This is a genomic window from Barnesiella intestinihominis YIT 11860 (assembly GCF_000296465.1).
GTDB classification, from domain to species: Bacteria; Bacteroidota; Bacteroidia; order Bacteroidales; family Barnesiellaceae; genus Barnesiella; species Barnesiella intestinihominis.
The window spans coordinates 677,381-702,043 of the sequence record NZ_JH815203.1 but is presented as its reverse complement, the minus strand read 5'-3'; the positions used below and the strand labels follow the sequence as shown (position 1 = coordinate 702,043).

Genomic DNA, 24,663 nt, shown 5'->3' with positions numbered 1-24,663 from the left:
AACCCGCTTTTTTACTGTAAAAGATGATAAAAACATTTTATTTTGTCAGACCTTTCTCCTTCCCGTAATGTGATTAAGAACGTTTTCCGGCGTGCTTCAATATTTTTGCGTCCAAGTAAAATACGATTTCTTCGGCTATATTGTTGCAGTGGTCGCCAATGCGTTCGAGTCGTCGGATAATGCTGATGAGATTAAGGCACTCTATGGCTCTTTCGGGGAACTGTTGTAAATATTCGGCGATGATGGGGACTGCGGCGTGATTCAGTTCGTCCACCCGGTTGTCTTTGTTGAAGACGGCTATCGCTTCGGACGATTTTTCTTCGATAAGAGCATTTTCGGCTTGCAACATCATGGCTTTGACAATGTCGAGCATTTCTTTAATACCCGTTTTTTCGAACAATTCCGATTCAATGTTTACTTCGGGATAGTCGATAACGAATCGGGCTATTCCATCGCAAAAGTCGGCTATGCGTTCGAGGTTATTGCTTGTCTTCATCATGGACAATGTAAAGCGCAAATCCAAAGCTACGGGGTTGTATAATCCGATGATGTCTTCGCAATCGCTGTCTATTTTCAGCTCGAATGCGTTCACTCTTTTTTCCCGGTAGGTTACCTCGTGCGCCAGCTCTTTGTCCATAGACAAAAGGGCTTCTCCTGCACGGTTCAGCTGAGAATTAACCAAGTCCCACATTTCGAGGACTTCTTTTTTCAGATCGTCGAGTTCTTTTTCGATGTATATCATTTTCGTAGATTTTTAAAAGTATGAAGATTCCTATTTATTGAAACAAAGAAACGTCATTCATGTTTCCTTTGTGTTACATTTGCTTTACAAAAATAGTGCAATTCGAGAAAAGAAATTCTGGCGATGTGCAGCTTATTTTCATATTTACATACAAATATAGCGAAAGGTGAGTGCAAAGGCAAGCGAAATTTACATTTCCGGCTTGGCTCTACCGAACTGCTCCTATGTTCTACAAATATACGAATAAGCGAGAGCGGAGCAAAACAAAGCTCGCTTTAATTTTATTCAGCCGAGCGAAAGTATCTTCGAGCTTCAACTCAAATATAGTGAAAGGTGAGTGCAATGGCAAGCGGAATTTACATTTCCGACTTGACTCTGCCGAACCGTATCCTATATTCTACAAAGATAGTGAAAAGAGAGCAGAGGAAAAGTGGCCTCGATTTTTTATCTTGAACCATATTGTAAAATGAGACGGCTGTTTTTTTAACAGCCGTCTCATTTATAATAATAGGAAAGAGAATGCTTTTATTCGGTCACCGGTTTATCTAACCCGGGAATATCGACTAATTTCATGTCGAATACCAAAGTCGTGTAGGGAAGGATCAGAGACGACATATATTGAGCTCCGTATCCTAATGTTTGAGGAATAATCACACGGCAACTGTCTCCCACCTTCATTTGTTCGAGAGCTATGATCCAACCTTTGATGTTTTGTTTTACCTGTGTACGATAAATACTGTCGGTTCTCAGATAAGAAGAATCGAAAGGAGTTCCGTCATATAACATACCCTTGTATATCACATCTACCGTACTGGTTTGGTAAGGCGATTGGGCATCTCGGTTGAGACTCGTATCGTTGTAGTATTTCATCAATACATAAATACTGTGGTCCCAGCTTGGAACTACTTTGGTGTAAATGGGATTTCCTTTTTCATCTTTGGCTCCAAGTTGTTCGATGAACCATGATTCGTTGGTCTCTCGCCATTGCTCGTACTGCGTCCAATAGTCTTCTGTCTCCTTACAGGCGACAATGCCTATCAAAAGGCAGATAAGTAAGAAAATAGGTAACTTTTTCATTGTATATTGCTATTCATTAAAATTCCACGGTGGGAGCTTGCGCAGCACTCGCTTCGGCTTTGAATTGAGGTTTTGCGTCGAATCCGAAAATCTTTGCCGTAATCAAAGCGGGGAATTTACGGATTTTTTTGTTATAGGCATTCACTGCGTCCGTGTAGCGAGAGCGTTCTGTCGCAATGCGGTTTTCAGTTCCTTCGAGCTGAGCTTGTAATTCCAAGAAATTTTGGTTGGCCTTCAAATCGGGATAGTTCTCGGTGATTGCCAACAATTTTCCCAAAGCACTCGACAATTCACCCTGTGCTTCTTGGTATTTTTGTAAATTTTCTTCTGTCAAGTTCGCCGGATCTACGGTAATTTGGGTCGCTTTCGATCGGGCTGCGATTACAGCTTCGAGCGTTTCGCTTTCGTGCGCTGCATATCCTTTAACCGTATTGACCAAATTGGGAACCAAATCGGCGCGACGTTGATATTGATTCTCTACTTTTGCCCATTGGGCGTTTATGTTCTCATCGGCTTCGACCATGCTGTTGTAACTGCACGAAGAAAGTAGTGCCGCTATGATCGTTGCTAAAATGGCTCGAACGAAGTATTTCATATTTGGATAGGAATAATTTATTCTACAATTTTCTTTAATAATGTTTTCAGGCTAACCTGTTCTCCAATTATATTTTGGAGCTGGTCTATGGCCACCCGTTGCTGTTCCATCGAGTCTCGGAAACGTATGGTGACCGTATTGTCTTCGAGAGTCTGATGGTCTACCGTTACACAGAACGGTGTGCCGATGGCATCTTGACGGCGATAACGTTTCCCGATAGAATCCTTTTCGTCGTATTGACATTTGAAATCGAAACGCAAATTGTCGATAATTTCACGTGCCTTTTCGGGTAGGCCGTCTTTGCGAACCAAAGGCATTACTGCAACTTTTACAGGGGCGAGCGCTGCCGGTAATCGCAACACTACGCGACTATCTCCTCCTTCCAGTGTCTCTTCACAATAAGCGGCAGCCATAATACTCAGGAACATGCGATCTACACCGATAGAGGTTTCTATAACGTACGGTGTATAGGATTCTCCTAACTCCGGATCGAAGTATTGTATTTTTTTTCCGGAGAATTTTTCGTGATTGCCTAAGTCGAAATTTGTTCTTGAATGGATACCTTCCACTTCCTTGAACCCGAAAGGCATTTCAAATTCTATATCGGTAGCGGCATTGGCATAGTGCGCTAATTTTTCATGATCGTGGAATCTGTATTTTTGGTCTCCCAATCCCAAAGCCTTATGCCATTTCAGACGGGTTTCTTTCCATTTGGCGAACCATTTTAATTCCTCTCCCGGACGTACGAAAAATTGCATTTCCATTTGTTCGAATTCCCGCATGCGGAAAATAAACTGACGAGCTACGATTTCGTTACGGAACGCTTTCCCGATTTGGGCGATTCCGAACGGAATACGCATGCGACCGGTCTTTTGAACATTCAGGAAGTTCACGAAGATTCCTTGTGCTGTTTCGGGACGTAAATAGACTTTCATCGAACCATCTGCGGTAGAGCCCATTTCGGTCGAGAACATCAGATTGAATTGACGTACATCGGTCCAGTTTTTGGTCCCGCTAATGGGGCAAACTATTTCGTAATCGAGTATGATTTGACGCAATTCGTTCAAATCTACATCGTTCATTGCTTGGGCATAACGAGCGTGCAGCTCATCTCGTTTGGCTTTGTGTTCCAAAACTCTTGGATTGGTCTCTCTGAAAAGTTTTTCATCGAAAGAATCTCCGAATCGTTTTGCGGCTTTCTCGACCTCCTTCTCGATTTTTTCGTCCATTTTGGCGATACAATCTTCGATAAGCACGTCTGCTCGGTAACGTTTTTTAGAATCTTTGTTGTCGATTAACGGATCGTTGAATGCATCTACGTGCCCGGATGCTTTCCAAATAGTCGGATGCATAAAGATGGCGGAGTCGATACCCACGATGTTTTCGTGCAGTAGGACCATACTGTCCCACCAATATTTTTTTATGTTGTTTTTCAATTCGACACCCATTTGTCCATAGTCATATACGGCAGCCAATCCATCGTATATTTCACTTGAAGGGAATACAAATCCATATTCTTTGCAATGGGATACCAATTTCTTAAAAACGTCTTCCTGTGCCATTTCTTTTGTATGTTATGTTGCTATCTTGTTTTTACCTTTATTATTTTCGAGCCGATTACTTTCTTAAATCAGACGATTTTAGAGCACAAAGTAAATGATTTTTTTCGATTAAATTTGTATTTTTGCAGGGGAATGTAGTTACACGAGTATTTAAAAATTAAAAAGAGTCACACTTTTGTGTGTGCTTTTCCCGTTTATAAATCCAAATACACTCTATGAGCGACGAAATAACGACACCGCAAGAAGATATGCCCCAAGATCGTTCCGCTGAATCCGGAGTTTCAGCGGAGTCTCATTCGGCTTACAAAGTACCCGTATCGGATAAGCCGGATATTAAATTCCAACTTTCGGGAATGTTTCAGAACTGGTTTCTCGATTATGCTTCTTATGTGATACTTGAACGGGCGGTTCCTCATTTGGCCGATGGTCTGAAACCGGTACAAAGGCGTATTCTTCATGCGATGAAATTGCTCGATGACGGGCGTTTCAACAAGGTCGCCAATGTCGTGGGACATACTATGCAGTTCCACCCTCATGGCGATGCTTCCATAGGTGATGCATTGGTGCAGTTAGGCCAAAAGGATTTGTTGATAGAGTGTCAGGGAAATTGGGGAAATATACTTACGGGCGATTCTGCCGCTGCTCCTCGTTATATAGAAGCTCGCTTATCCAAGTTTGCCTTAGATGTCGTATTTAATCCGAAGACTACCGAATGGAAGTTGTCTTATGACGGTCGTAAGAAAGAGCCGGTGACTCTTCCTGTCAAATTCCCTTTGTTGTTGGCACAGGGCGTCGAGGGTATCGCTGTGGGGTTGGCTTCGAAGATATTACCTCATAATTTTAATGAGATATTACAAGCGGCTGTGGCTTATCTGCGGGGCGAGGAGTTTCATTTGTACCCCGATTTTCAGACAGGTGGATTTATAGATGTTTCTAAATATAACGATGGGGAACGAGGCGGCAGCGTGAAAGTACGTGCTAAAATCGAGAAGATCGATAATCGTACGCTTTCTATCGTAGAAATTCCTTATGGCAAGACAACATCGACACTGATAGAATCTATTCTTAAAGCCCAGGACAAGGGAAAGATAAAAATACGAAAGGTCGATGATAATACAGCCCAGCATGCCGAGATATTGGTTCATCTCATACCGGGCACTTCTTCCGATAAGGCTATTGATGCTTTGTATGCCTTTACCGATTGTGAAGTGAGCATTTCACCCAACTGTTGTGTCATCAATGAGGACAAACCTCACTTCATGACTGTGAGCGATTTGTTGCGTATCAGTGTCGAAAACACGAAAGAATTGCTGCATAAGGAACTACTTATACAGAAGGGTGAAGCGCAAGAGATTTTGCATTTTGCATCATTAGAAAAAATATTTATAGAGAAACGCATTTATAAGGATAAGGAATTTGAGGAAAGCCGTTCTATGGACGAGGCTATCGCGCATGTAGACAAGCGTTTGGAACCGTTCAAGCCTTCTTTTATCCGGGAGGTGACTTCCGACGATATATTGAAGTTGATGGAAATAAAGATGGCTCGTATCCTTAAATTTAATTCAGAGAAGGCCGATGAGTTGATCGCTGCTAAAAAAGAGCAAATCGCTCAAATCGATTATGATATAGACCATTTGGTCGATTATACAATCAAGTGGTACGACTCTTTGAAAGAAAAATACGGCAGTCGTTATCCCCGATTGACAGAAGTTCGTAGTTTCGATACCATCGAGGCTACCAAAGTGGTCGAGGCGAATGAAAGACTCTATATCAATAAAGAAGAGGGGTTCATCGGTACATCGTTGAAGAAAGACGAGTTCGTTTGTAACTGCTCCGATATAGACGACATTATTCTTTTCTACCGAGATGGAAAATATAAGGTAGTGAAGGTGAGTGAGAAAATGTTCGTAGGGAAAAATCTTTTACATATTGCCGTATTTAAGAAGAATGATAAACGTACGATATACAATGCGGTTTATCGGGACGGAAAGGCAGGATTGCATTATATGAAACGTTTTGCTGTGACCGGTGTGACTCGGGATAAGGAATATGATCTTACGCAGGGTAAACCGGGGTCGAGGGTCGTTTGGTTTACAGCGAATCCCAATGGAGAAGCCGAGGTTTTGCGGGTGACTTTTGTCCCGAAGCCTCGCATGAAAACTCTGTTTGTCGACCGCGATTTCAGTGAAATAGCCATTAAGGGCCGTCAATCTATGGGAAATATTCTTACTAAAAATGAGATTCATCGTATTTCTTTGAAGGAACGGGGCGGATCTACATTGGGTGGACGCAAGGTTTGGTTCGATCGAGATGTTCTCCGCTTGAATTATGATGGACGAGGAGAATATTTGGGCGAATTTCATGGAGACGATCAAGTGCTTGTCGTTTTGGAGAATGGCGAGTTTTGCACGACGACATCGGATGCCACGAATCATTATGACCCCAATATTTTACGGATAGAGAAATTTGATCCCGATAAAGTTTGGACAGTAGCTTTGTATGATGCGGCGCAAGGTTATCCCTATTTGAAACGATTTGTTTTTGAAGCGGGTAGCCGTAAACAAAGTTTCTTGGGAGATAATCCGGATTCCCGTTTGTTGTTGATTACCGATACGTCTTATCCTCGTATTGAAGTCGCATTCGGAGAGGGGGACTCTTTCCGGGAACCTATGGTTGTGAATGCAGCCGAATTTATCGCAGTGAAAGGCTTTAAAGCGAAGGGGAAACGGCTTACGACTTATTCTGTCGCGACCATTAACGAATTGGAACCGTTGAGGCAAGAAGACGATTCTGTCGTCGAAGATGACAGTAGTGTCGAAACGGATACTTTTATGGATAGTAATGTCGATAAACCGGAAGATAGTGCTTCGGGACAAATGACTTTGTTTTAATTATGACGAAATGTAAGGCGATTTTACGTGCCATTTTAATGGGTATTACTTTTTCGATATTTTCTCCTTTATGCGTATCGGCACAGGAAAAAGAATCGGAGAAACCGTTACGCCCGGTCACGTCTGTATTTACGGTCGAACTCGGAAGGCAAAGTGCTTTGGATACCTATTTGACACCTATCCGTTATTGGGGATTAGATGTGGCTTTGGGGTACGAACGTCTTCGGGCGGTTAGTTTTGCCCCGGAAAAGTGGTTTACCCGCCACAATGTTTCCGGTTCATTCGCCTCGAAGACTAATCAATCGGGGAGCGGCTCTATGTTATCGTTTTATTTGGACTATTCGTTTGCGATGTTAAGGAGATGGCAGTTGCTCGATGGACTGTATGTGTCTGGGGGAGGAGAGGCCGCACTTACGTTGGGGGGATTGTATAATTTGCGTAATTCCAATAATCCGGCAACGGCGAAAGCTGCCATCGACTTGGGTGCTACCGCTATGGCTTCATATCATTTTTATATATCACGATTGCCGGTAACTCTTCGCTATCAGGTTTCATTACCGGTAATCGGTACTTTTTTCTCTCCTGAATTCGGGCAGTCCTATTATGAGATGTTCGGTATAGGGAATTGTAGCGGGATTGTCCATTTCGGAGCATGGCATAACCGGGTCGATGTGCGGAATTATATTTCGGTCGATCTTCATGTAGGAAAGCGGGCATTACGTCTGGGGTATCGTCAAGTAATGCGTACGACGCATATCAATAGTATAGATACACAAGTATTGACTCATACATTTGTGTTGGGAATTTCCGGTGAGATATTTCGTGCGGCTCCTTCGGATCGTCGGATAGTTTCGGTTTATTATTAATGGGAGATAGGATATGATGCATAGGTTTTCAAAAATAGGACTGTTGGTTTCGATTTTATCGGTTTTCATGTTTCCGTCTTGCCATAAAGTGGAAGTGTTCGAAGATGATCCTTATGGTAATTTCGATGCTTTGTGGACTATTCTCGATGAACGATACTGTTTTTTTGAGTATAAGAATATAGATTGGACGCAAATACGAACCAAATATCGGAAGAAGCTGACATCGAGAATGACATCGGAGGAGTTATTCAGTGTCTGTAACGATATGCTCATGGAGTTGAAAGACGGCCATGTGAATCTTATCGCCGCACATGATACCTCGCGGTATTGGGATTGGTTGTATGGTTCTCCCACGAATTACGACGAACGTATTATAGATGAGTATTATCTTAATTTCGACTATCGGTATACCAGTGGTATAAAATATAAGATATTGCCTCAAAATGTAGGATATATGTACTACGGCAGTTTTTCTAGTACCATAGGCGATGGCAACCTCGACCAGATATTGGCCTATTTATCGACTTCTACGGGATTGATTATCGATGTGCGCAGCAATGGCGGCGGGTCTTTGTCGAATGTCGAGACTTTGGTGTCTCGGTTTATTAACCGAAAGACGGTCGTCGGTTATATTTCCCATAAAACGGGATTCGGGCATCAGGACTTCTCTGAGCTTTATCCAATAGAATATTCTCCGTCGAGCCGGATTCGTTATCAAAAGCCGGTCGTTGTATTGGCCAATCGAGGTACATTTAGTGCGGGGAATAATTTTGTATCGGTGATGAAAGCTCTGCCAAATGTTATTGTCATAGGCGATTGTACGGGGGGCGGTAGTGGATTGCCTTTTTCGTCGGAACTTCCTAATGGTTGGAGCATTCGGTTTTCGGCTTCCCCGATATATGATATAGAACGGCAACATACAGAGTTCGGTGTTGAGCCGACCGAGGGGTTTAAGATGGATATGGATTCCGAACAGGCTTCGAAAGGTCACGATACCATACTCGATCGGGCAATCTCTTACATAACAGGTTCTTGATGAAAGATTTGTTTTTCACCCGATAAACTTTGTGTCTTAATAATTGTATAGTTTGTAAACTTCTCGTATATTTGCACCGTCGTTTGCGGACGTGGCGTAATTGGTAGCCGCGCTAGACTTAGGATCTAGTGTCTTGCGACGTGTGGGTTCGAGTCCCGTCGTCCGCACAAAGCCTGTAAGAATTCTTACAGGCTTTTTTTGTTTTGTCGGGGATAAATTTAAAGACTCTGTATCTTTCCGGTATGATGGCGGTAGGCTATCTATGAATAAAAAATAGAGAACGTTTCTAAATATTTTGGTTTGAGGTGGGTAAAGATTTTTTCTTTTATCGTCTTTATGTATATAGTAATATCATGAAAATTGGTTTAGTTATGAATGTGAAACTCTTGAAGAATTTAGCTTTTTTAGGCTTGTTATCGTTTTCGGTTTTCCCTTCTTTTGCTTTGTCGAAAATTATTCCCGATGGAACAATTCCTTATAATATGGGAGTTCAGTTAAAAGGCGATACCGATGGTCCGGAGGATTTAGATCGTGTACAGGAATTAGGTATGAAGTGGGTAAGACGAGGGTTTATTTGGGAATCTATCGAACGAGAAAAAGGTGTTTATGATTTTAGTCAGTATGATCGTTTTGTAAACGATTGTGAGAAGAGAGGTTTGAAAATTATTGGCTGTATGGCTTTTAGTAATAAACTGTACGGGCATGTGAAAGACGAACCGGCTCGTTCGGCTTATGCCGATTTTGCAGCTGAGTTGGTAAAACACTATAAAGGGCGAAATATTATATGGGAGATATGGAACGAACCGAATACGATGACATTTTGGGGACGTCATGGGAAAGTCGGCAACTCCCCTCAGTATGCCCGGGAATATACAGATTTGGTACGGGCTGCCGTGCCGGCCATGAAAAAGGCCAATCCCGATTGTGTGATTTTGGCGGGTTCGGTTTCGAACATGTGGTCTGAGTCTTATAAATGGATGTCCTATTGTTTTGCAGATGGTATGTTGGATATCCATTGGGATATATGGTCGGTGCATCCTTATGGCGTGAAAGCCCCGGAGGATTACATGGAGGCGTATTCTCATACTCGCAATTTAATGAAGAAAGCCGGTGGAGATACCGGACGTCTTTGGATAAATTCGGAGCGGGGTTTCCCTTTGGGAAAGGCCGAGGGATATGCAGGGGGCGATCCTTCTCTTGCGTATGAATATCAAGCGTGGCACGTGATTCGGCAATACCTTGTTGATTTATTAGAGGGGTTGCTTGTAACCATTTGGTATGAATGGGGTGGAAAAGAGGGATTTGCTTTATACCGTGCAGGAAATATGACTCCCGCCTATAATGCTTGTAAAACCTTTGTGAAAGAGTTAAGCGGATACAAGTTGGATTGCCGAATGAAGACAGAGAACAAGAGGGATTTCGTACTCCGTTTTATCGACAAGAACGGCAATGAAAAGTTGGTCGCTTGGACGGCTCCGGGAGTAATGGAAAGTCCTGATAAGATAGTGCCTCATTCAATAAAGATAGCGGTGGGAGATGTTTCTCCCCGATTGGTCACAACCGATTTATATGGTCGGACCGATATTGTAGAGGTGTCGAATGGAGTTATAGAGCCGTGCCTGACAGGGGCTCCGGTATATATTACTCTTCGATAAATAAGATGGAAATGATTTCTTGTTACGGTCGTCGGGGCATCTTTTGATTATATCGATGATTTTACTATGAGAGTAAAAATAAAAAAAATTGATTGTCTCCCGACAACCAATCTTCTTAACCTTAAATCTAATACCATGAAAAACACAGTGCAAATATACTGCTTTTATATGTTTTACAACATGTTTTCTGAAAAATCATTCTTATTTTATGCTATTTTAATATTTGAGCTGCTGTTTTAAAGAAAAGAAATAAAAATACCCCTGTAATTACAGGGGCATTTTTATTTCTTTTGCGTTTTATTTTTATTGAATGTCGATGCTATTCAATAAGTCTACTTTCCCTTCATTTACCAGTTTCAGAATTAATTCGCCGAAAAGTGTATTTTGCCAAGCGAACCAAGCCCGAGTGAAATTTTTAGGATCGTTTTTATGGAACGATTCGTGCATAAATCCTGTTCCGGCATCTGTTTTCATCAACATTTCTATGCACTCTTTTATTTCTTGATCGTTTTGACTGGTAAATGCCTTCATCATAATACTCATAGGCCATACCATATCATAACCGATGTGGGGGCCTCCTATGCCTTCGCCGGCGCTACCTTTGAAGAAATAGGGGTTGTCTTCGCTCCATACGAATTTGCGGGTGTTTTGATAAATAGGATCGTTTATGTCCACATCTCCCAAATAGGGCATTGCCAGCAGGCTGGGAACATTGGCATCGTCCATCAGCAGTTGGTTCCCGAATCCATCGACTTCGAAGGCATATATTTTACCGTATTTCGGGTGATTATAAACCGCATACTTTTGCAGGGCGGTTTCTACCTCTTGGGCCAGATCGGAACATTCTTTCGCTAGTTTCTCGTTGTGATTTACCTTCCGCAGGATTTCAGCAGATTTTCTCAATGAAGTTACGGCAAAGAAATTTGAAGGAACGAGAAATTGGAATGTCGTGGCATCGTCGGAGGGACGGAACGCAGAGATTATCAGTCCGACGGGTTTTACCGGATTTCCTAATCCGTTGTTGGTCATTGTATCAAGAGCTCTCTCTGTTTTACGTTGGAATTTGTAGGGGCCATTTCCTTCTTTCCGTTGTTGTTCTTTGAAAGTCCGCAGTACATTCGTAATGGCTTGTATCCATTCTTCGCCAAATACACTGGTATCACCGGTAACTTTCCAATATTGATAGGCTAACCTAATGGGATAACACAGCGAGTCTATTTCCCATTTGCGCTCGTGCAGTTCGGGTTTCATATCTGTCATGTCGGACATCCATTCCCCTCCGGTAGGACCCATGTTAAATGCGTTTGCGTATGGATCGATATTGATACATTTGAATTGGCGGTTGATGACCCCTGCCAACATTTTCTTTAATCGAGGGTCTTGGTTAGCCAATTGCACGTAGGGCCATACTTGAGCTCCTGAGTCGCGCAACCACATGGCGTGTATATCACCGGTATATACGAAAGTATCGTCGTCCCCATCGAAATGTACGGTCGTATCGAGTGTGTTCGGGAAACAGTTCTCAAACATCCAAGCCAGCCGAGCATTTGTCAATAAAGATTTTACTCGTTTGATTTGTTTTTCTACGGCGTTGGATACGAACAAGCGTTCTTGCGGACGGTTGCTTGTGTATTGTACCCGGGTGTTGTCTTGCTGTGCTGTCGCTACACGAGCTGTGGCTGCATGGGTATAGGAGAATCCATATCCGAGAGCCAGACATAAGCAACTTACTTTTGCAATAGATTTCATAAAAATATACTGTATGTATGGTTAATAAATAAAAAATGTGTATCAGTTATAATTGGGGAATCGACGTATATCGTTTTAGTTTTTATCGCATACTTCCAACTTGACCATTACAGGGAAATGGTCGGACGGTATGCGAGATTCGTAACTTCTGATTGAGATTTCTTCGGGACAATCTTTTACCGAGGCTTTTTGATTGCCTTCTTTCATACGACGATAGCTGTCGGTGAGAACGCCGTATTTCAGAATATGGAATGTAGGCGTTACAAACACATGGTCGATTCGGCTTTCGGTGTAGTTGTCAGAGTCGAAACCGTTGAATGTGCCGTTGGTCGCATAACGCAAGTCGGCCACTTCGAATGCGTCTCGGAGTATTCCACTTTCTGTTAAAGCGAGGTAGGAGCGATGAGTCTGGTCTACATTGAAATCTCCGGTGAGTATAGCTGGTAGATTTTCGCCGATTTCTTTCATTTTTTGTTGTACGAGCAAAGCGCTTTCTACCCGGGCTTGTTTCCCTATATGGTCCATGTGGAGATTGAAAAAGAGAAATTCAAATCCGGTATCTTTGTATTTGAAATGTCCCCAAGTGCAGATTCTCGGTAAAACCGCATCCCAGCCGACGCTCGGTTTTTCAGGCGTCTCCGATAGCCAAAAGTCTCCGTGTTCCAATAATTCGAATTTATCGATTCGGTAAAAAATGGCTGCATGTTCGCCTTCCTTTTTTCCATCATTACGCCCCACGCCTATGTAATCATATTTCGGGAGGCTCGTTTTCAGGGAGTCTAATTGATGTCTGAGCCCTTCTTGTGTCCCAAAAATATCGAATTCATGAAACTGTACTAGCCTGGCTATGATAGGGCATCTATTTCCCCAACCGTCTCCTTGCAACGAATCGGCGCTGTTTGCGTTCCTCAGGTTATAGGAGGCTGCGGTAAATATGGTTTTTTTATCGGGTTGACAACCACATAACAGTATGATTATTACGGATAGGATACCTATGCTATTCTTATAGTTCATATATGATATTGATTTGTCTTTCCAAAAGTACTACATTTTATTCATTCGCCAAAGAGAAAGAATAAGGCACAGTTTCTTTGGTTGAGCCTCGTTTCAAATTGGGTTCGTTGTCCATGAGGAATTGTATTTCCCCGCCTTCTACCAAGACGTTGTGCTTGAAATAATTGAGTGTGTGGTTCTTTCCGTTGAGTTTTATCGAACGAATATATTTGTTTGTTGCGCTATTGTTTTTGGCCTCGATGGTCAGGCACTTCCCGTTTTCCAGATGCAGCTTTGCCTCCTTGAATAATGGTGTCCCGATAATATATTGGTCGGTTCCGGGACAGACAGGATAGAATCCGAGAGCCGAGAATATGTACCAAGCCGAGGTTTGTCCGTTGTCTTCGTCACCGCAATATCCGTCGGGAGTGGCGGAATAGAGCTTTTCCATGATATCCCTCACCCGATATTGCGCTTTCCACGGTTCTCCCGAGTAGTTATACAGATATACCATGTGTTGTATGGGCTGATTGCCGTGGGCATATTGTCCCATATTCATCACTTGCATTTCCCTCATTTCATGTATGACTCCCCGGCTTTTGATTCCTAAGTAGCTGGGTATGACGAAAACCGAGTCCATCATCTGGTTGAATGCTTCGTTGCCCCCCATCAAGTCTATGAGCCCTTGCGGGTCGTGGAACACGCAGAAACTCCAATGCCAACTGTTCCCTTCGCAAAAATCGCCGCTCCAATCCGTGGCGCTGAAACGAGGATTGAATTTTCCCCGATCGTCTTTCCCGACCATGAGTTTTTCCGACGGGTTGTACACATTTTTATAGTTTAGGCTTCGCTGTTTATAAATCTCTATTTCGCTATCGGGTTTTCCCAATTTCTTACCGAGGGTATAAATGCACCAGTCATTATAGGCATATTCCAATGTGCGAGCGACATTTTGTCCCACACCGATATTATTGGGTACATATCCCAACCGGTTGTACGCTTCGAAAGCGACTCTTCCCGATGCCGTACCTTTCAGGTGGTTGTTCGCTCCGTGTTTCAAAGCCTCCCATAACAGTTCTATGTCATAGCCTTGCAAGCCTTTGATATAGGCATCGGCGACAACCGAGGCCGAGTTGTTTCCAACCATACAATCCCGATGTCCTGGACTGGCCCATTCGGGTAAAAATCCACTTTCTTTGTAAGCGTTGACCAATCCCTCTTGCATTTTTTCGTTCATCGAGGGATATATTAGATTTAACAGCGGGAATAGAGAGCGGAAGGTATCCCAGAATCCGGTGTCGGTAAATAGGTAACCGGGTAATACTTGTCCATTGTAAGGGCTGTAATGAATGGTTTCACCCTCGGCATTTATTTCGTAAAATGCCCGTGGGAAAAGAACCGACCGGTATAAACAGGAATAAAACGTACGCAAATTGTCGATGTCGTTGTCTTCAATTTCAATTTTGGATAATATTTCGTTCCAACGGTTCTTTCCTTCTTCTGTTAAACGGTCGAAATCTCCATCGCCGAGTTCCTGCAAATTCAATTCCGCCTGCTCGAAACTGATGAAAGACGAGGCTACTCGTGCGTGTATTTGTTCTCCTTTGTGTGTGGAGAAACCGATAATACTGCCTGCATGGTTCCCTTCGATTTCGGTTTGATTGGTCTTGATGGCATTATCGAGGGCCACGGCAGTGAATTGAAACGGTTTGTCGAAAACAATGATAAAATAGTTCTTGAAATTTTCGGGAACACCCCCCGAATTCCGGGTGGAATATCCGATGATTTTATTCTCTTCGGGTATGATTTTTATATAAGAGCCCTTGTCGAAAGCGTCGACGATAACATACGAATTTTGCTCCTCGGGAAATGTGAAACGGAATAAAGAGGCTCGTTCCGTTACCGTCATTTCTGTGGTGACATCATGGTCGGCCAAATATACTTTATAATAGTAAGGTTTAGCTATCTCGGCTTTATGGGAGAACCAACTGGCTCGTTGGTTCTGTTCGAACACGACTCCTCCGGTTACCGGCATAAGGGCGAATTGCCCGTAATCGTTCATCCAGGGACTGGGTTGGTGGGTCTGTTTGAACCCTTTTATTTTGTCGGCATTGTATGTATATGTCCAACCGTCGCCCATATCTCCGGTTTGCGGAGTCCAGAAGTTCATACCCCACGGCATTGCAATAGCTGGATAGGTATTTCCGGTGGATAGTTCGAATTTCGATTGGGTCCCTACGAGAGTGTTTACGTAATCTACGGGAGAATTGTTTGCGAGAACGGGTAGATAAAAAAAGATAGTGTTGATGAAGGATAATTTGAAAATGACAGAAAATTTGTTCATCTTATCAGGTGTTATGTTAATATGATCGGTTCGACGCACATTCATTCGTAAGGAATCGTAACGAATCCTTATTTTTTTTGTTATTGGTGGTGTGGAATAAAATATGGTTCAAATATACGCATAAGTGAGTGCATAGCCAAATTTATTTGACCTCTGCACTCACCTTTTGCTATCTTTGAGTTGAAACTCGAAGATACTTCCGCTCGGCCGAATAAAATTAAAACGAGCTTTGTTTTGCTCTGCTCCCGCTTATACGTATCTTTGTACTCTAATATGGCAAGGATTCTTTCAATAGATTACGGAAGAAAGCGTACGGGCATAGCGGTGACTGATCCGTTGCAAATTATAGCAAACGGATTGACAACCGTGGCATCGTCGCAGTTGATCGATTTTCTCACGCAGTATATGCAGCGAGAGTCGGTCGAACGGGTCGTCGTGGGGCTGCCACGGCAGATGAATAACCAGCCGTCCGAGAGTATGCGCTATATAACCCCTTTTGTCAACCGGTTCAAAAAACTTTTTCCCAATGTGCCGATAGAGTTTTTTGACGAGCGGTTCACTTCGGTTTTGGCTCATCGGGCGATGATCGACGGTGGCTTGTCCAAAATGGCTCGGCGAAATAAGGAGCTGGTCGATGAGATAAGCGCGACGATAATTCTGAGGGATTATTTGGAAAGTAAAAAACAATAAGATATGGTACTACCTGTTTATCTTTACGGGCATCCCGTAATTCGTAAGGAGACCGAAGAGATCGATGCTTCTTACCCTCAGCTGAAAGAGCTGATTGAAAATATGTATGAGACGATGTATGCTACCGAAGGTATCGGGCTGGCAGCTCCGCAGATAGGACTTTCTATCCGGTTGATCGTTATCGACGTAAATCCTATGGCCGAGTATTTCCCCGAATGTGCCGATGTGAAGCTGACCTTGATAAATCCGGTTCTCGAAGCATTGGAGGACGGGTCGAAGGAGACCCGGGAGGAGGGCTGTCTCAGTCTGCCCGGTATTCACGAACCGGTTCCCCGTATCGAGAAGATTCGGTTGAAATGGCTCGATGAGAATTTTCAACCTCATGATGAGGTTATTGAGGGATATCTCGCACGAGTGGTTCAACACGAATACGACCATTTGGAAGGGAAGGTCTTTATCGACCGAATCTCGCCCATTCGCAAGCAATTGATAAAATCGAAGTTGACCAATATCATTAAAGGGAAAGTACGCTGCGATTATCGCGTGAAAGCGACTCCCTTGAAAAAATAAGTTTTACTCTTTAATTCTATCTTTTTTTATATGGCAGACGATAAAAAAATCATATTCTCGATGGTGGGGGTGAGCAAGATGTTCCCTCCGCATAAACAAGTGCTCAAAGATATTTATCTTTCGTTTTTTTACGGGGCGAAAATTGGTATTATCGGTCTCAACGGTTCGGGTAAGTCTACGTTGTTGAAGATTATTGCCGGAGTGGAGAAATCGTATCAGGGCGAAGTGGTATTCTCGCCGGGGTATTCGGTGGGGTATCTCGAACAAGAGCCCAAACTCGACCCTGAAAAAACAGTAAAAGAGATCGTACAAGAAGGGGTGCAACCTATTCTCGACTTACTGGCAGAATATGAAAAGGTAAACGAGTCGTTCGGTGATCCCGACGTACTCGAAGACCCGGACAAGATGGAGGCTTTAATCGCTCGTCAAGCCGAATTGCAAGACCACATTGATGCCTCCGATGCGTGGAACATAGACAACAAATTGGAACGGGCGATGGATGCGCTTCGCTGTCCGCCTGAGGATCAACTCGTAAAATTCCTTTCGGGAGGAGAGCGTCGTCGGGTGGCATTGTGCCGTCTGCTGTTGCAACAGCCTGATATTTTGTTACTCGACGAACCTACCAACCACCTCGATGCCGAGTCGATCGATTGGTTGGAACAGCATTTGCAGCAATATCCCGGTACGGTTATTGCCATTACCCATGACCGTTATTTCCTCGACCACGTGGCCGGGTGGATTCTCGAACTCGATCGGGGCGAAGGTATTCCCTGGCAGGGAAATTATACCTCGTGGCTGGAACAGAAGACCAAACGTATGGAGATGGAGGAGAAACAGGCGAGCAAGCGGCGTAAGACTCTCGAACGGGAGTTGGAATGGGTTCGTATGGCTCCCAAAGCCCGACAGTCGAAAGGTAAAGCTCGCTTGAACTCGTACGATAAGCTATTGAATGAAGACCAAAAGGAACGAGAGGAAAAACTCGAAATCTTTATTCCCAACGGGCCTCGTCTAGGTAACAAGGTTATCGAGGCTCACGGAGTCGCTAAGGCTTTCGGTGACAAATTGCTTTTCGATAATCTCGATTTCGTATTGCCTCCCAATGGCATCGTGGGTGTGATAGGACCGAATGGAGCCGGAAAAACCACGCTGTTCAAACTGATTATGGGACAGGAGGCTTGCGACAAAGGAACTTTCGAAGTGGGCGAGACCGTGAAGATCGCTTATGTGGACCAGACCCACAAAGATATAGACCCTGCCAAGACAGTCTATCAAGTCGTTTCGGGTGGACTCGAAACGTTCCGCATGGGTGGTCGGGATATGAACGCTCGTGCCTACCTCTCCCGCTTCAATTTTACGGGAGCCGATCAGGAGAAACTCATCGGGGTGCTTTCCGGTGGAGAACGTAATCGTCTGCATTTGGCTATGGCTTTGAAAGAGGAGGGTAATGTACTCTTGCTCGACGAACCTACCAACGACATCGATGTAAACACTTTGCGGGCATTGGAAGAAGGTCTTGAAAATTTTGCCGGTTGTGCCGTAGTCATCTCGCACGACCGCTGGTTTCTCGACCGTATCTGTACCCATATACTTGCTTTCGAAGGCGATTCGAAAGTGTTCTATTTCGAAGGTTCTTATTCGGAATACGAGGAAAATAAGAAAAAGCGTATGGGCGATGTGGAACCACACCGGGTGCGTTATCGCAAACTTATGGAATGATCAATTTGTTTTTTATAGAAGAAGTGGCGGGTCGGGAGGTTCGCCGCTTTTGTTTTATGGGGGTAGTGGCTTTTGTCTCTTTTCGAGGTTGTAAATGGATTATTTACCCCCCTCTCTATATATCGCTAACACAGCTCCCCGCAATGCTACGGGGTGTTTCCGAAGAAATATAGGGAGGAAGTGCCCATAGGGCGAGGAGGTAAACTCTTCAAGTAAACATATTATCTTTTTCAGCTTTTCTATTTCTTCGCTGTTTTTCTCTATACCGCTTACACAGAACCTCGTAATACTACGGGACATGGCAAGAGAGAATAATCAATTACTTGTGTATCAGTTAGCTTTGTGGCTGTCTCTTTATGGTTGTTTTGCGCCCATTTTCCCACCTTTCAGCCCTTTGCCGAGGTTGAAAATGTTTTGGTCGTAGCTAACGGTCTTCATGGAAGACTCGCGTTTGCGTTTCAAGGCGAGGTCTACCAATTTGTCCATAAGCTGGTCGAAGCGTATGCCGGAGGCTTCCCACAGGTAGAACGAGAGGGAACCGGGAATGGTGTTGATTTCGTTGACGTAGATGTCGCCGCTTTTACCGTCGATCATAAAATCGACACGGGCGACTCCGTGGCAAGACAATACCCGAAACGTTTCGCCGGCAAGGAATTGTACCCGTGCGGTATCTTCGGGAGAGAGGTCGGCGGGAATACGTTTTTGTGTGGCTTGCATGCCTTTGTTGGATTTGCCTCCACCCATGTATTTGTCTTCGTAAGTGAGAATATCGCCGCTTTTGATAGGCTCCTCGCATACCGAGGTACGGTAGTCGTCGCAGTCGCCCAATACCGAGCAGTTGATTTCTTTCAGTTCTTCGACCATATCTTCGATAACGATACGGGTAGAGTATTTTTCGGCGACATCTACTTTGGCGATGAGTTCTTCACGATTATCGGCATGCGAGATACCTACGCTCGAACCTAAATTGGCAGGTTTCACGATGACGGGATATCCCAATCGGGTCTCGATTTCCTCGATGAGCTTATCGCGTTGGGCGAACCATTGTTTGTCGGTGAACCATACGTAATCGACGATGGGGATACCGCTCTTTTCCATAATCATCTTCATGGTTATCTTGTCCATGCCGTTGGCCGAGGAGAGTGTGTTGCAACCGGCATAGGGTATACCGATGGATTCGAGTATGCCCTCGAATATGCCGTCCTCGCCGTTACTGCCGTGCAGTACGGGAATGACTACGTCGAGTTTTGCCCATATATTGTTCCCGAAAAGGGCTCTTTTCTTGCGGTAGAGGTTGTAGTCGCCGTATTCGGGAATCATGTAAACCTCGGCGCACATGTTTTGCAGGGCAGCCATGTCGCGATAGTTTTTTACTTCGAGCAGGGCGTCGCCGCTGAACCAACGTCCTTGTTTGGTGATGTATATGGGTATGATTTCGTATTTCTCTTTATTAAAAGCATTGATGGCTTGGAGAGCCGAGATAACGGAGATTTCGTGCTCGGTGGAGCGGCCTCCGAAAAAAACACCTACGGTAGTTTTCATAATTTTTTGTGATAAACTGTATATCTGGTTTGTGATAATAATCGAAATTTATTTGAACGTATCGGGCAGGTCGTTTTCATAAAGGACGGTGTCGCCCGGTTGTGCGATTTGTGCGAGCCGGGCTTGTGCGTCGGTAAAAGTGTCGGCAACGAAAACTTTGTCTTCCGGATAATTCTTTTCTTGCAATCCTTTCAGAATAGCCTCTCTATTGTATCTGCCTACTATCATGACGTAATCACATACTTCGGCTATCTGCTTGCCCAAAATGTAGTTATACTCAACTTGTTTTTCACCCAACTCGATCATACCCGGTGTGATGATGATGCGTTTCCCCTGTGTCATGCGCCGGAGTACGTCGAGAGCCATGCGAGCGCCATCGGGATTGGAGTTGAAGGCATCGTCGATAATGGAGATTCCGCCCGGTGTCCGCTTCATGTTCAAGCGATGTTCCACCTGTTCGATTCGGCCCACTCCATATTGTATCGAGGGAACAGGCACTTGCAGATGGCGAGCCGTGATAACTGCCGCCATGAGGTTGGAGAGGTTGCACTCGCCGATGAGTTTCGTGCTCAGTTCTATGCGTTCTCCACCGCCTACCACAGTAAAGCGGGTGGCATCTGTATCGTAGCGAATATCCTCGATATGGTAGTCTGCACCGGTATCGGCTATCGTATAGCGTTTCACGGGGACGTTTTCGACCGGCCGATTGGCTATATAGGGGAAGTCGTTGTTGATAACGGCCAATCCCGAACTGGGCAAAGCGTCGACCAGCTCGAATTTGGTACGTTGTACATTCCCGATCGTTTTGAACGATTCGAGATGCTGTTCACCCACGGCGGTGATAATGCCTATTTGAGGTGCGACGAGATCGCATATTTCTTTGATATCACCGATCTGTTTAGCCCCCATTTCACAGATGAAAATGTTGTGGTAGGGCTTCATTTGTTCCCGTATGGTGCGGATTACTCCCATAGGCGTATTAAAACTGCCGGGAGTCATTAACACGTTGTATCGCTCGCAAAGTATGCGGTAAAGGTAGTGCTTGGTACTGGTTTTTCCATAGCTCCCGGTAATGCCTATGACAGTTAAGTCTTGCATTTGGGAGAGAATTTGTTTCGCTTCGTCGTAATATTTTCGGTTGATTCGCTTCTCGACAGGTTGCATGATGATGTTGGCAGCCATCATGAAATAGGGGGCTAAGATAGCTATCGCCAATAAGGCTCTGCTACCGTTGGAAAGAGTCGTTAAGCCGGCTGCGAGACCTGCGACAAGAAGCGAGAGCGACAATGCGGCGATGTATAAGCGGGTAGCTCGTTTGGTGAAAACCAAAGTTTTTTTATATTTGGTTTGTAACCCTTTTACGCTTTTTGCCAAGACCACTGTAATCGTGACGATTTGTACGAATGTCGGCAGGAAGTTGGTTGACAACAGCAGCAATAGAAACAAATCGGTCAAACGGGATATGGTGGCGAAAGACTCTCCTTTTAACCAACGGTTGTATCGGTCGTTTCGGTAGGAATTTTGTTGCAACATTTGCAACTGGAATTTCATCTCTATTCCTGTATAAAAGAGCAGTGCAAGGAATGTTACGAGAGTGAGTATTTCGTTCATGATTTTCTTTTTATGTCGTCTTGTAAAAAGTTTTGTAAGACGGTGTTAAATTCGTAAGGCTTGTCGAGGAAGCTGTAATGCCCGGCATCGTCGAATGCTACCAGCCCGGCATCGGGAATCAGTTTCTCCATGATGCGGGCATCTCGTAATGGGGTGGCGGTGTCGTTTTTTCCCCATAGAAGAAGAACGGGACACTGGATTTTCGGCAAAACCGCTTTAAGGTCTTCGTTGACAACTTTTACCATTATGTTACGCATGATACCTGTCAACGCGTTATAGTCTGCCGAACCCGATTTGCGGCGATAATTCTCGATCGTTTTTTCGGCTTGTTTTTTCCCTATTACAAGTGGTAAGACTTTTTTCCACAGTTTGAACGAGTAGACTTTCAGGTAGTATTTTAATGGGCGTTTGGGCTTAATCCCGGCAGCATCAACCAAAATAACTTTATGGGTTTTGTTTCGTGAGGCGTATAAGATAGATACCCGTCCCCCGAAAGAGTGCCCGATAAGAATTGGGGCTTCTATATTTTCGTCTTTTATGAACGCTTCGAGCATTTGCGTATATTCTTCCACGCCCCATATCGAGGGCGGAGTGCTACTTCCGCCGAATCCGGGAAAGTCGAGATTGTATACCTTGAAATGAGGTGATAGCAGTCGTTCTATCGACTGCACGGTCGTGTGGTTGCACCCCCAGCCGTGCATGAGGATAACCGGATAACCGTCTCCTTCGATGTTATACTGTAAAGTGACTCCACACAATGATTTCGACTGTAACATTTTCCCTCTTTTGCATTCTAATGCAAAGATACAAATAAGCGAGAGCCGAGCAAAATAAAGCTTGCTTTAATTTCGTCTTACCGAGCGGAAGTATCTTCGAATACTTGCCTCTGCGCTCGCCTTTCACTATATTTGTGATAGGATTCGTTTCAGCATAGCCAAGTTGGAAATATGATTTCCTCTTGTCTCTGCACTCAACTTTCACTATATTTGCCCAAAAACAAAACCTAATGTCCCTATGGAATCTCCCCAAGAAAAGATAGAGCGTTTACGTCGGGAACTCGATGAGCATAATTATAATTATTATGTGTTGAACGCTCCCACGATCGATGATCGTACATTCGATGAAATGATGCATGAATTGCAAGGGTTGGAAGAGACTTTTCCACAGTATTTCGATCCCAATTCACCGACGCAGCGTGTCGGGAACGATATAAATCGATCTTTTTCCCAAGTGGAACATCGTTACCCGATGTTGTCGTTGAGCAATACCTATTCGATAGAAGAAGTATCGGCATTTTACGAACGGGTTCGTTCGGGATTGATGGGAGAGGATTTTGAATTGGTGGGTGAACTGAAATATGACGGAACTTCCATATCGTTGATTTATGAAGGAGGTAGATTGGTGCGGGCGGTTACTCGTGGAGACGGTACGCGAGGCGATGACGTTACCGAGAATGTGAAAACAATCCGCAGTATCCCTTTGCAGTTGCGAGGCAACGACTATCCCGATTCGTTCGAGATAAGGGGTGAGATATTGATGCCTTGGGCTGTTTTCGATACTTTGAACAAAGAGCGAGAGGAACAGGAGGAGCCTTTGTTTGCCAATCCTCGCAATGCGGCGGCGGGAACGTTGAAATCACAAAACTCGGCTGTGGTAGCGGCGCGGGGACTCGATGCTTATCTGTATTATCTGTTGGGCGAAAATTTACCGGCCGATACGCATTATGAAAATTTACAATATGCTCGGTCGTGGGGATTTAAAGTTTCGGATGCCGTTCGCAAACTTCACTCCGTAGAAGAGGTGAAAGAGTATATCAATTATTGGGACATGGAGCGGAAGAATCTTCCCGTCGCTACCGATGGAATGGTATTTAAAGTAAATTCATTGCGGCAACAGAAGAATTTGGGATATACGGCAAAATCTCCGCGTTGGGCGATAGCCTATAAGTTCCAAGCAGAAAAAGCCCTTACGCGATTGAATTCTGTGTCTTACCAAGTGGGACGTACCGGAACCGTCACTCCTGTCGCCAATCTCGATCCGGTATTGTTATCGGGTACTATTGTCAAGAGGGCGACTTTGCACAATGAAGATATTATAAACGCTCTCGATTTGCACATCGGAGATATGGTTTTTGTGGAGAAAGGAGGCGAAATTATTCCTAAAATTACAGCGGTAGATACCTCTGCTCGTTTACTGATAGGAGAAAAAGTACGTTTCATTCGTACATGTCCCGAATGTGGAACTCCGCTGAAACGTATCGAGGGAGAGGCTGCATGGTTTTGCCCGAACGAAAAAGGTTGTCCTCCGCAGATTAAAGGGCGGATAGAGCACTTTATCAGTCGCAAGGCAATGAATATCGAAGGTCTCGGAAGTGAAACGATAGGTCAGTTTTATAGTTTGGGCTTGGTGAGAGACGCTTCGGACTTGTATACTTTACAGCCCGATGTGATAGCCGGTTTGGAACGTATGGGAGAGCGATCGGCACAAAATATCGTCGATGCGGTGAAACAGTCTTGTTCCGTTCCGTTCGAGAGGGTATTATTCGCATTGGGCATTCGTTACGTGGGCGAAACGGTCGCCAAGAAGTTGGCATTGGCACTTCATTCGATAGACCGTATTATCGAGGCGACTACCGAGGACTTGATTCGGATAGGAGACATAGGGGTGCGTATCGCTCAAAGTGTCGTAGCTTATTTCTCTGATGAGGATAATCTCCGTTTTGTAGAACGGTTGAGACAATATGGAGTGCAGATGCAAATTACCGAAGAGCGACTTTCAGAGAGAACCGACAAGTTGTCCGGTGCGACAATCGTTATCAGTGGTACGTTTACCCATCATTCCCGTGATGAATATAAAGCTCTTATCGAACAGCATGGAGGTATAAATACGGGTTCCGTATCGGGTAAAACGACATATATTCTGGCAGGCGAGAATATGGGCCCGGCTAAACTTGAAAAGGCGAGAAAATTAGGAGTTCGGATTTTATCCGAAGAAGAGTTTTTGGAGATGATTCAATAAATAGAT

Annotated in this window: 18 protein-coding genes and 1 tRNA gene; 9 read left to right on the top strand and 10 right to left on the bottom strand. The window is 44.3% G+C overall.

Going from position 1 to position 24,663, the window contains the following annotated elements:
- Positions 1-73: 73 nt before the first annotated feature.
- From phoU to HMPREF9448_RS02860, 4 genes are all read right to left on the bottom strand, one after another.
- Positions 74-742, bottom strand: a complete 669-nt coding sequence (gene phoU, locus HMPREF9448_RS02880; RefSeq protein WP_008861088.1) for a phosphate signaling complex protein PhoU — start codon at positions 740-742, stop codon at positions 74-76.
- A gap of 525 nt (positions 743-1,267) precedes the next feature.
- Positions 1,268-1,819 carry an FKBP-type peptidyl-prolyl cis-trans isomerase gene (locus HMPREF9448_RS14095; protein WP_008861087.1) on the bottom strand — a complete coding sequence of 184 codons (552 nt, stop codon included), beginning with the start codon at positions 1,817-1,819 and terminating at the stop codon, positions 1,268-1,270.
- A 16-nt stretch (positions 1,820-1,835) separates the two neighbouring features.
- The gene (locus tag HMPREF9448_RS02865; protein WP_008861086.1) at positions 1,836-2,414 is read right to left on the bottom strand and encodes a LemA family protein; all 579 of its coding nucleotides are present in this window, start codon (positions 2,412-2,414) and stop codon (positions 1,836-1,838) included.
- Between the two features lie 17 nt (positions 2,415-2,431).
- Positions 2,432-3,976 (bottom strand): glycine--tRNA ligase, encoded by a 1,545-nt coding sequence (locus HMPREF9448_RS02860; RefSeq protein ID WP_008861085.1) that lies wholly within the window; start codon positions 3,974-3,976, stop codon positions 2,432-2,434.
- Between the two features lie 248 nt (positions 3,977-4,224).
- On the opposite strand from HMPREF9448_RS02860, the gene HMPREF9448_RS02855 reads away from it, so the two are divergent.
- From HMPREF9448_RS02855 to HMPREF9448_RS02835, 5 genes are all read left to right on the top strand, one after another.
- Entirely contained in the window at positions 4,225-6,867 is a 2,643-nt protein-coding gene (locus tag HMPREF9448_RS02855; protein ID WP_394330237.1) for a DNA gyrase/topoisomerase IV subunit A, read from the top strand.
- Between the two features lie 2 nt (positions 6,868-6,869).
- Positions 6,870-7,733: a DUF3316 domain-containing protein gene (locus HMPREF9448_RS02850; protein WP_008861083.1), complete on the top strand. Its 864-nt coding sequence runs from the start codon at positions 6,870-6,872 to the stop codon at positions 7,731-7,733.
- A 13-nt stretch (positions 7,734-7,746) separates the two neighbouring features.
- Complete coding sequence (locus HMPREF9448_RS02845; RefSeq protein ID WP_008861082.1) at positions 7,747-8,769, top strand: S41 family peptidase; 1,023 nt, start codon at positions 7,747-7,749, stop codon at positions 8,767-8,769.
- An 85-nt stretch (positions 8,770-8,854) separates the two neighbouring features.
- Positions 8,855-8,936, top strand: a tRNA-Leu gene (locus HMPREF9448_RS02840).
- A 204-nt stretch (positions 8,937-9,140) separates the two neighbouring features.
- Positions 9,141-10,424, top strand: a complete 1,284-nt coding sequence (locus tag HMPREF9448_RS02835; protein ID WP_008861081.1) for a cellulase family glycosylhydrolase — start codon at positions 9,141-9,143, stop codon at positions 10,422-10,424.
- Positions 10,425-10,727: 303 nt separating this feature from the next.
- Here HMPREF9448_RS02835 and HMPREF9448_RS02830 read toward each other — a convergent pair whose 3' ends face one another.
- The 3 genes from HMPREF9448_RS02830 to HMPREF9448_RS02820 form a co-directional block, all read right to left on the bottom strand.
- Entirely contained in the window at positions 10,728-12,173 is a 1,446-nt protein-coding gene (locus HMPREF9448_RS02830) for a glycoside hydrolase family 125 protein (RefSeq protein WP_008861080.1), read from the bottom strand.
- Between the two features lie 75 nt (positions 12,174-12,248).
- The gene (locus HMPREF9448_RS02825; protein WP_008861079.1) at positions 12,249-13,187 is read right to left on the bottom strand and encodes an endonuclease/exonuclease/phosphatase family protein; all 939 of its coding nucleotides are present in this window, start codon (positions 13,185-13,187) and stop codon (positions 12,249-12,251) included.
- Positions 13,188-13,224: 37 nt separating this feature from the next.
- Positions 13,225-15,510 (bottom strand): GH92 family glycosyl hydrolase, encoded by a 2,286-nt coding sequence (locus tag HMPREF9448_RS02820; RefSeq protein WP_008861078.1) that lies wholly within the window; start codon positions 15,508-15,510, stop codon positions 13,225-13,227.
- A 273-nt stretch (positions 15,511-15,783) separates the two neighbouring features.
- On the opposite strand from HMPREF9448_RS02820, the gene ruvX reads away from it, so the two are divergent.
- The 3 genes from ruvX to ettA are packed head-to-tail and all read left to right on the top strand — an operon-like array spanning position 15,784 to position 18,486.
- Positions 15,784-16,200 carry a Holliday junction resolvase RuvX gene (ruvX, locus tag HMPREF9448_RS02815; protein WP_008861077.1) on the top strand — a complete coding sequence of 139 codons (417 nt, stop codon included), beginning with the start codon at positions 15,784-15,786 and terminating at the stop codon, positions 16,198-16,200.
- Between the two features lie 3 nt (positions 16,201-16,203).
- Complete coding sequence (def, locus tag HMPREF9448_RS02810) at positions 16,204-16,770, top strand: peptide deformylase (protein ID WP_008861076.1); 567 nt, start codon at positions 16,204-16,206, stop codon at positions 16,768-16,770.
- 30 nt (positions 16,771-16,800) lie between these two features.
- A complete protein-coding gene (gene ettA / locus HMPREF9448_RS02805) occupies positions 16,801-18,486 on the top strand; it encodes an energy-dependent translational throttle protein EttA (RefSeq protein ID WP_040295831.1) in 1,686 nt (561 codons plus the stop codon).
- Between the two features lie 354 nt (positions 18,487-18,840).
- Here ettA and HMPREF9448_RS02800 read toward each other — a convergent pair whose 3' ends face one another.
- From HMPREF9448_RS02800 to HMPREF9448_RS02790, 3 genes are read right to left on the bottom strand one after another with little or no spacing between them, the layout of a single operon-like run.
- Positions 18,841-20,028 (bottom strand): D-alanine--D-alanine ligase family protein, encoded by a 1,188-nt coding sequence (locus HMPREF9448_RS02800; protein ID WP_008861073.1) that lies wholly within the window; start codon positions 20,026-20,028, stop codon positions 18,841-18,843.
- A 48-nt stretch (positions 20,029-20,076) separates the two neighbouring features.
- Positions 20,077-21,639, bottom strand: coding sequence for a UDP-N-acetylmuramoyl-tripeptide--D-alanyl-D-alanine ligase (locus HMPREF9448_RS02795; protein ID WP_008861072.1), 1,563 nt, complete (start codon positions 21,637-21,639; stop codon positions 20,077-20,079).
- Positions 21,636-22,415, bottom strand: a complete 780-nt coding sequence (locus tag HMPREF9448_RS02790; protein WP_008861071.1) for an alpha/beta fold hydrolase — start codon at positions 22,413-22,415, stop codon at positions 21,636-21,638. Before HMPREF9448_RS02790 ends, HMPREF9448_RS02795 begins: the two co-directional genes overlap by 4 nt.
- Positions 22,416-22,653: 238 nt before the next feature.
- On the opposite strand from HMPREF9448_RS02790, the gene ligA reads away from it, so the two are divergent.
- Positions 22,654-24,657 carry an NAD-dependent DNA ligase LigA gene (gene ligA, locus HMPREF9448_RS02785; protein WP_008861070.1) on the top strand — a complete coding sequence of 668 codons (2,004 nt, stop codon included), beginning with the start codon at positions 22,654-22,656 and terminating at the stop codon, positions 24,655-24,657.
- Positions 24,658-24,663 lie beyond the last annotated feature (6 nt).

Coding starts and splice junctions, on each gene's coding strand:
- HMPREF9448_RS02820 (WP_008861078.1), bottom strand. CDS start 15,510: ATGAACAAATTTTCTGTCATTTTCAAATTATCCTTCATCAACACTATC.
- ettA (WP_040295831.1), top strand. CDS start 16,801: ATGGCAGACGATAAAAAAATCATATTCTCGATGGTGGGGGTGAGCAAG.
- HMPREF9448_RS14095 (WP_008861087.1), bottom strand. CDS start 1,819: ATGAAAAAGTTACCTATTTTCTTACTTATCTGCCTTTTGATAGGCATT.
- HMPREF9448_RS02825 (WP_008861079.1), bottom strand. CDS start 13,187: ATGAACTATAAGAATAGCATAGGTATCCTATCCGTAATAATCATACTG.
- HMPREF9448_RS02800 (WP_008861073.1), bottom strand. CDS start 20,028: ATGAAAACTACCGTAGGTGTTTTTTTCGGAGGCCGCTCCACCGAGCAC.
- phoU (WP_008861088.1), bottom strand. CDS start 742: ATGATATACATCGAAAAAGAACTCGACGATCTGAAAAAAGAAGTCCTC.
- ruvX (WP_008861077.1), top strand. CDS start 15,784: ATGGCAAGGATTCTTTCAATAGATTACGGAAGAAAGCGTACGGGCATA.
- HMPREF9448_RS02850 (WP_008861083.1), top strand. CDS start 6,870: ATGACGAAATGTAAGGCGATTTTACGTGCCATTTTAATGGGTATTACT.
- HMPREF9448_RS02845 (WP_008861082.1), top strand. CDS start 7,747: ATGATGCATAGGTTTTCAAAAATAGGACTGTTGGTTTCGATTTTATCG.
- def (WP_008861076.1), top strand. CDS start 16,204: ATGGTACTACCTGTTTATCTTTACGGGCATCCCGTAATTCGTAAGGAG.
- HMPREF9448_RS02865 (WP_008861086.1), bottom strand. CDS start 2,414: ATGAAATACTTCGTTCGAGCCATTTTAGCAACGATCATAGCGGCACTA.
- HMPREF9448_RS02835 (WP_008861081.1), top strand. CDS start 9,141: ATGAATGTGAAACTCTTGAAGAATTTAGCTTTTTTAGGCTTGTTATCG.
- HMPREF9448_RS02790 (WP_008861071.1), bottom strand. CDS start 22,415: ATGTTACAGTCGAAATCATTGTGTGGAGTCACTTTACAGTATAACATC.
- HMPREF9448_RS02860 (WP_008861085.1), bottom strand. CDS start 3,976: ATGGCACAGGAAGACGTTTTTAAGAAATTGGTATCCCATTGCAAAGAA.
- HMPREF9448_RS02855 (WP_394330237.1), top strand. CDS start 4,225: ATGCCCCAAGATCGTTCCGCTGAATCCGGAGTTTCAGCGGAGTCTCAT.
- ligA (WP_008861070.1), top strand. CDS start 22,654: ATGGAATCTCCCCAAGAAAAGATAGAGCGTTTACGTCGGGAACTCGAT.
- HMPREF9448_RS02830 (WP_008861080.1), bottom strand. CDS start 12,173: ATGAAATCTATTGCAAAAGTAAGTTGCTTATGTCTGGCTCTCGGATAT.
- HMPREF9448_RS02795 (WP_008861072.1), bottom strand. CDS start 21,639: ATGAACGAAATACTCACTCTCGTAACATTCCTTGCACTGCTCTTTTAT.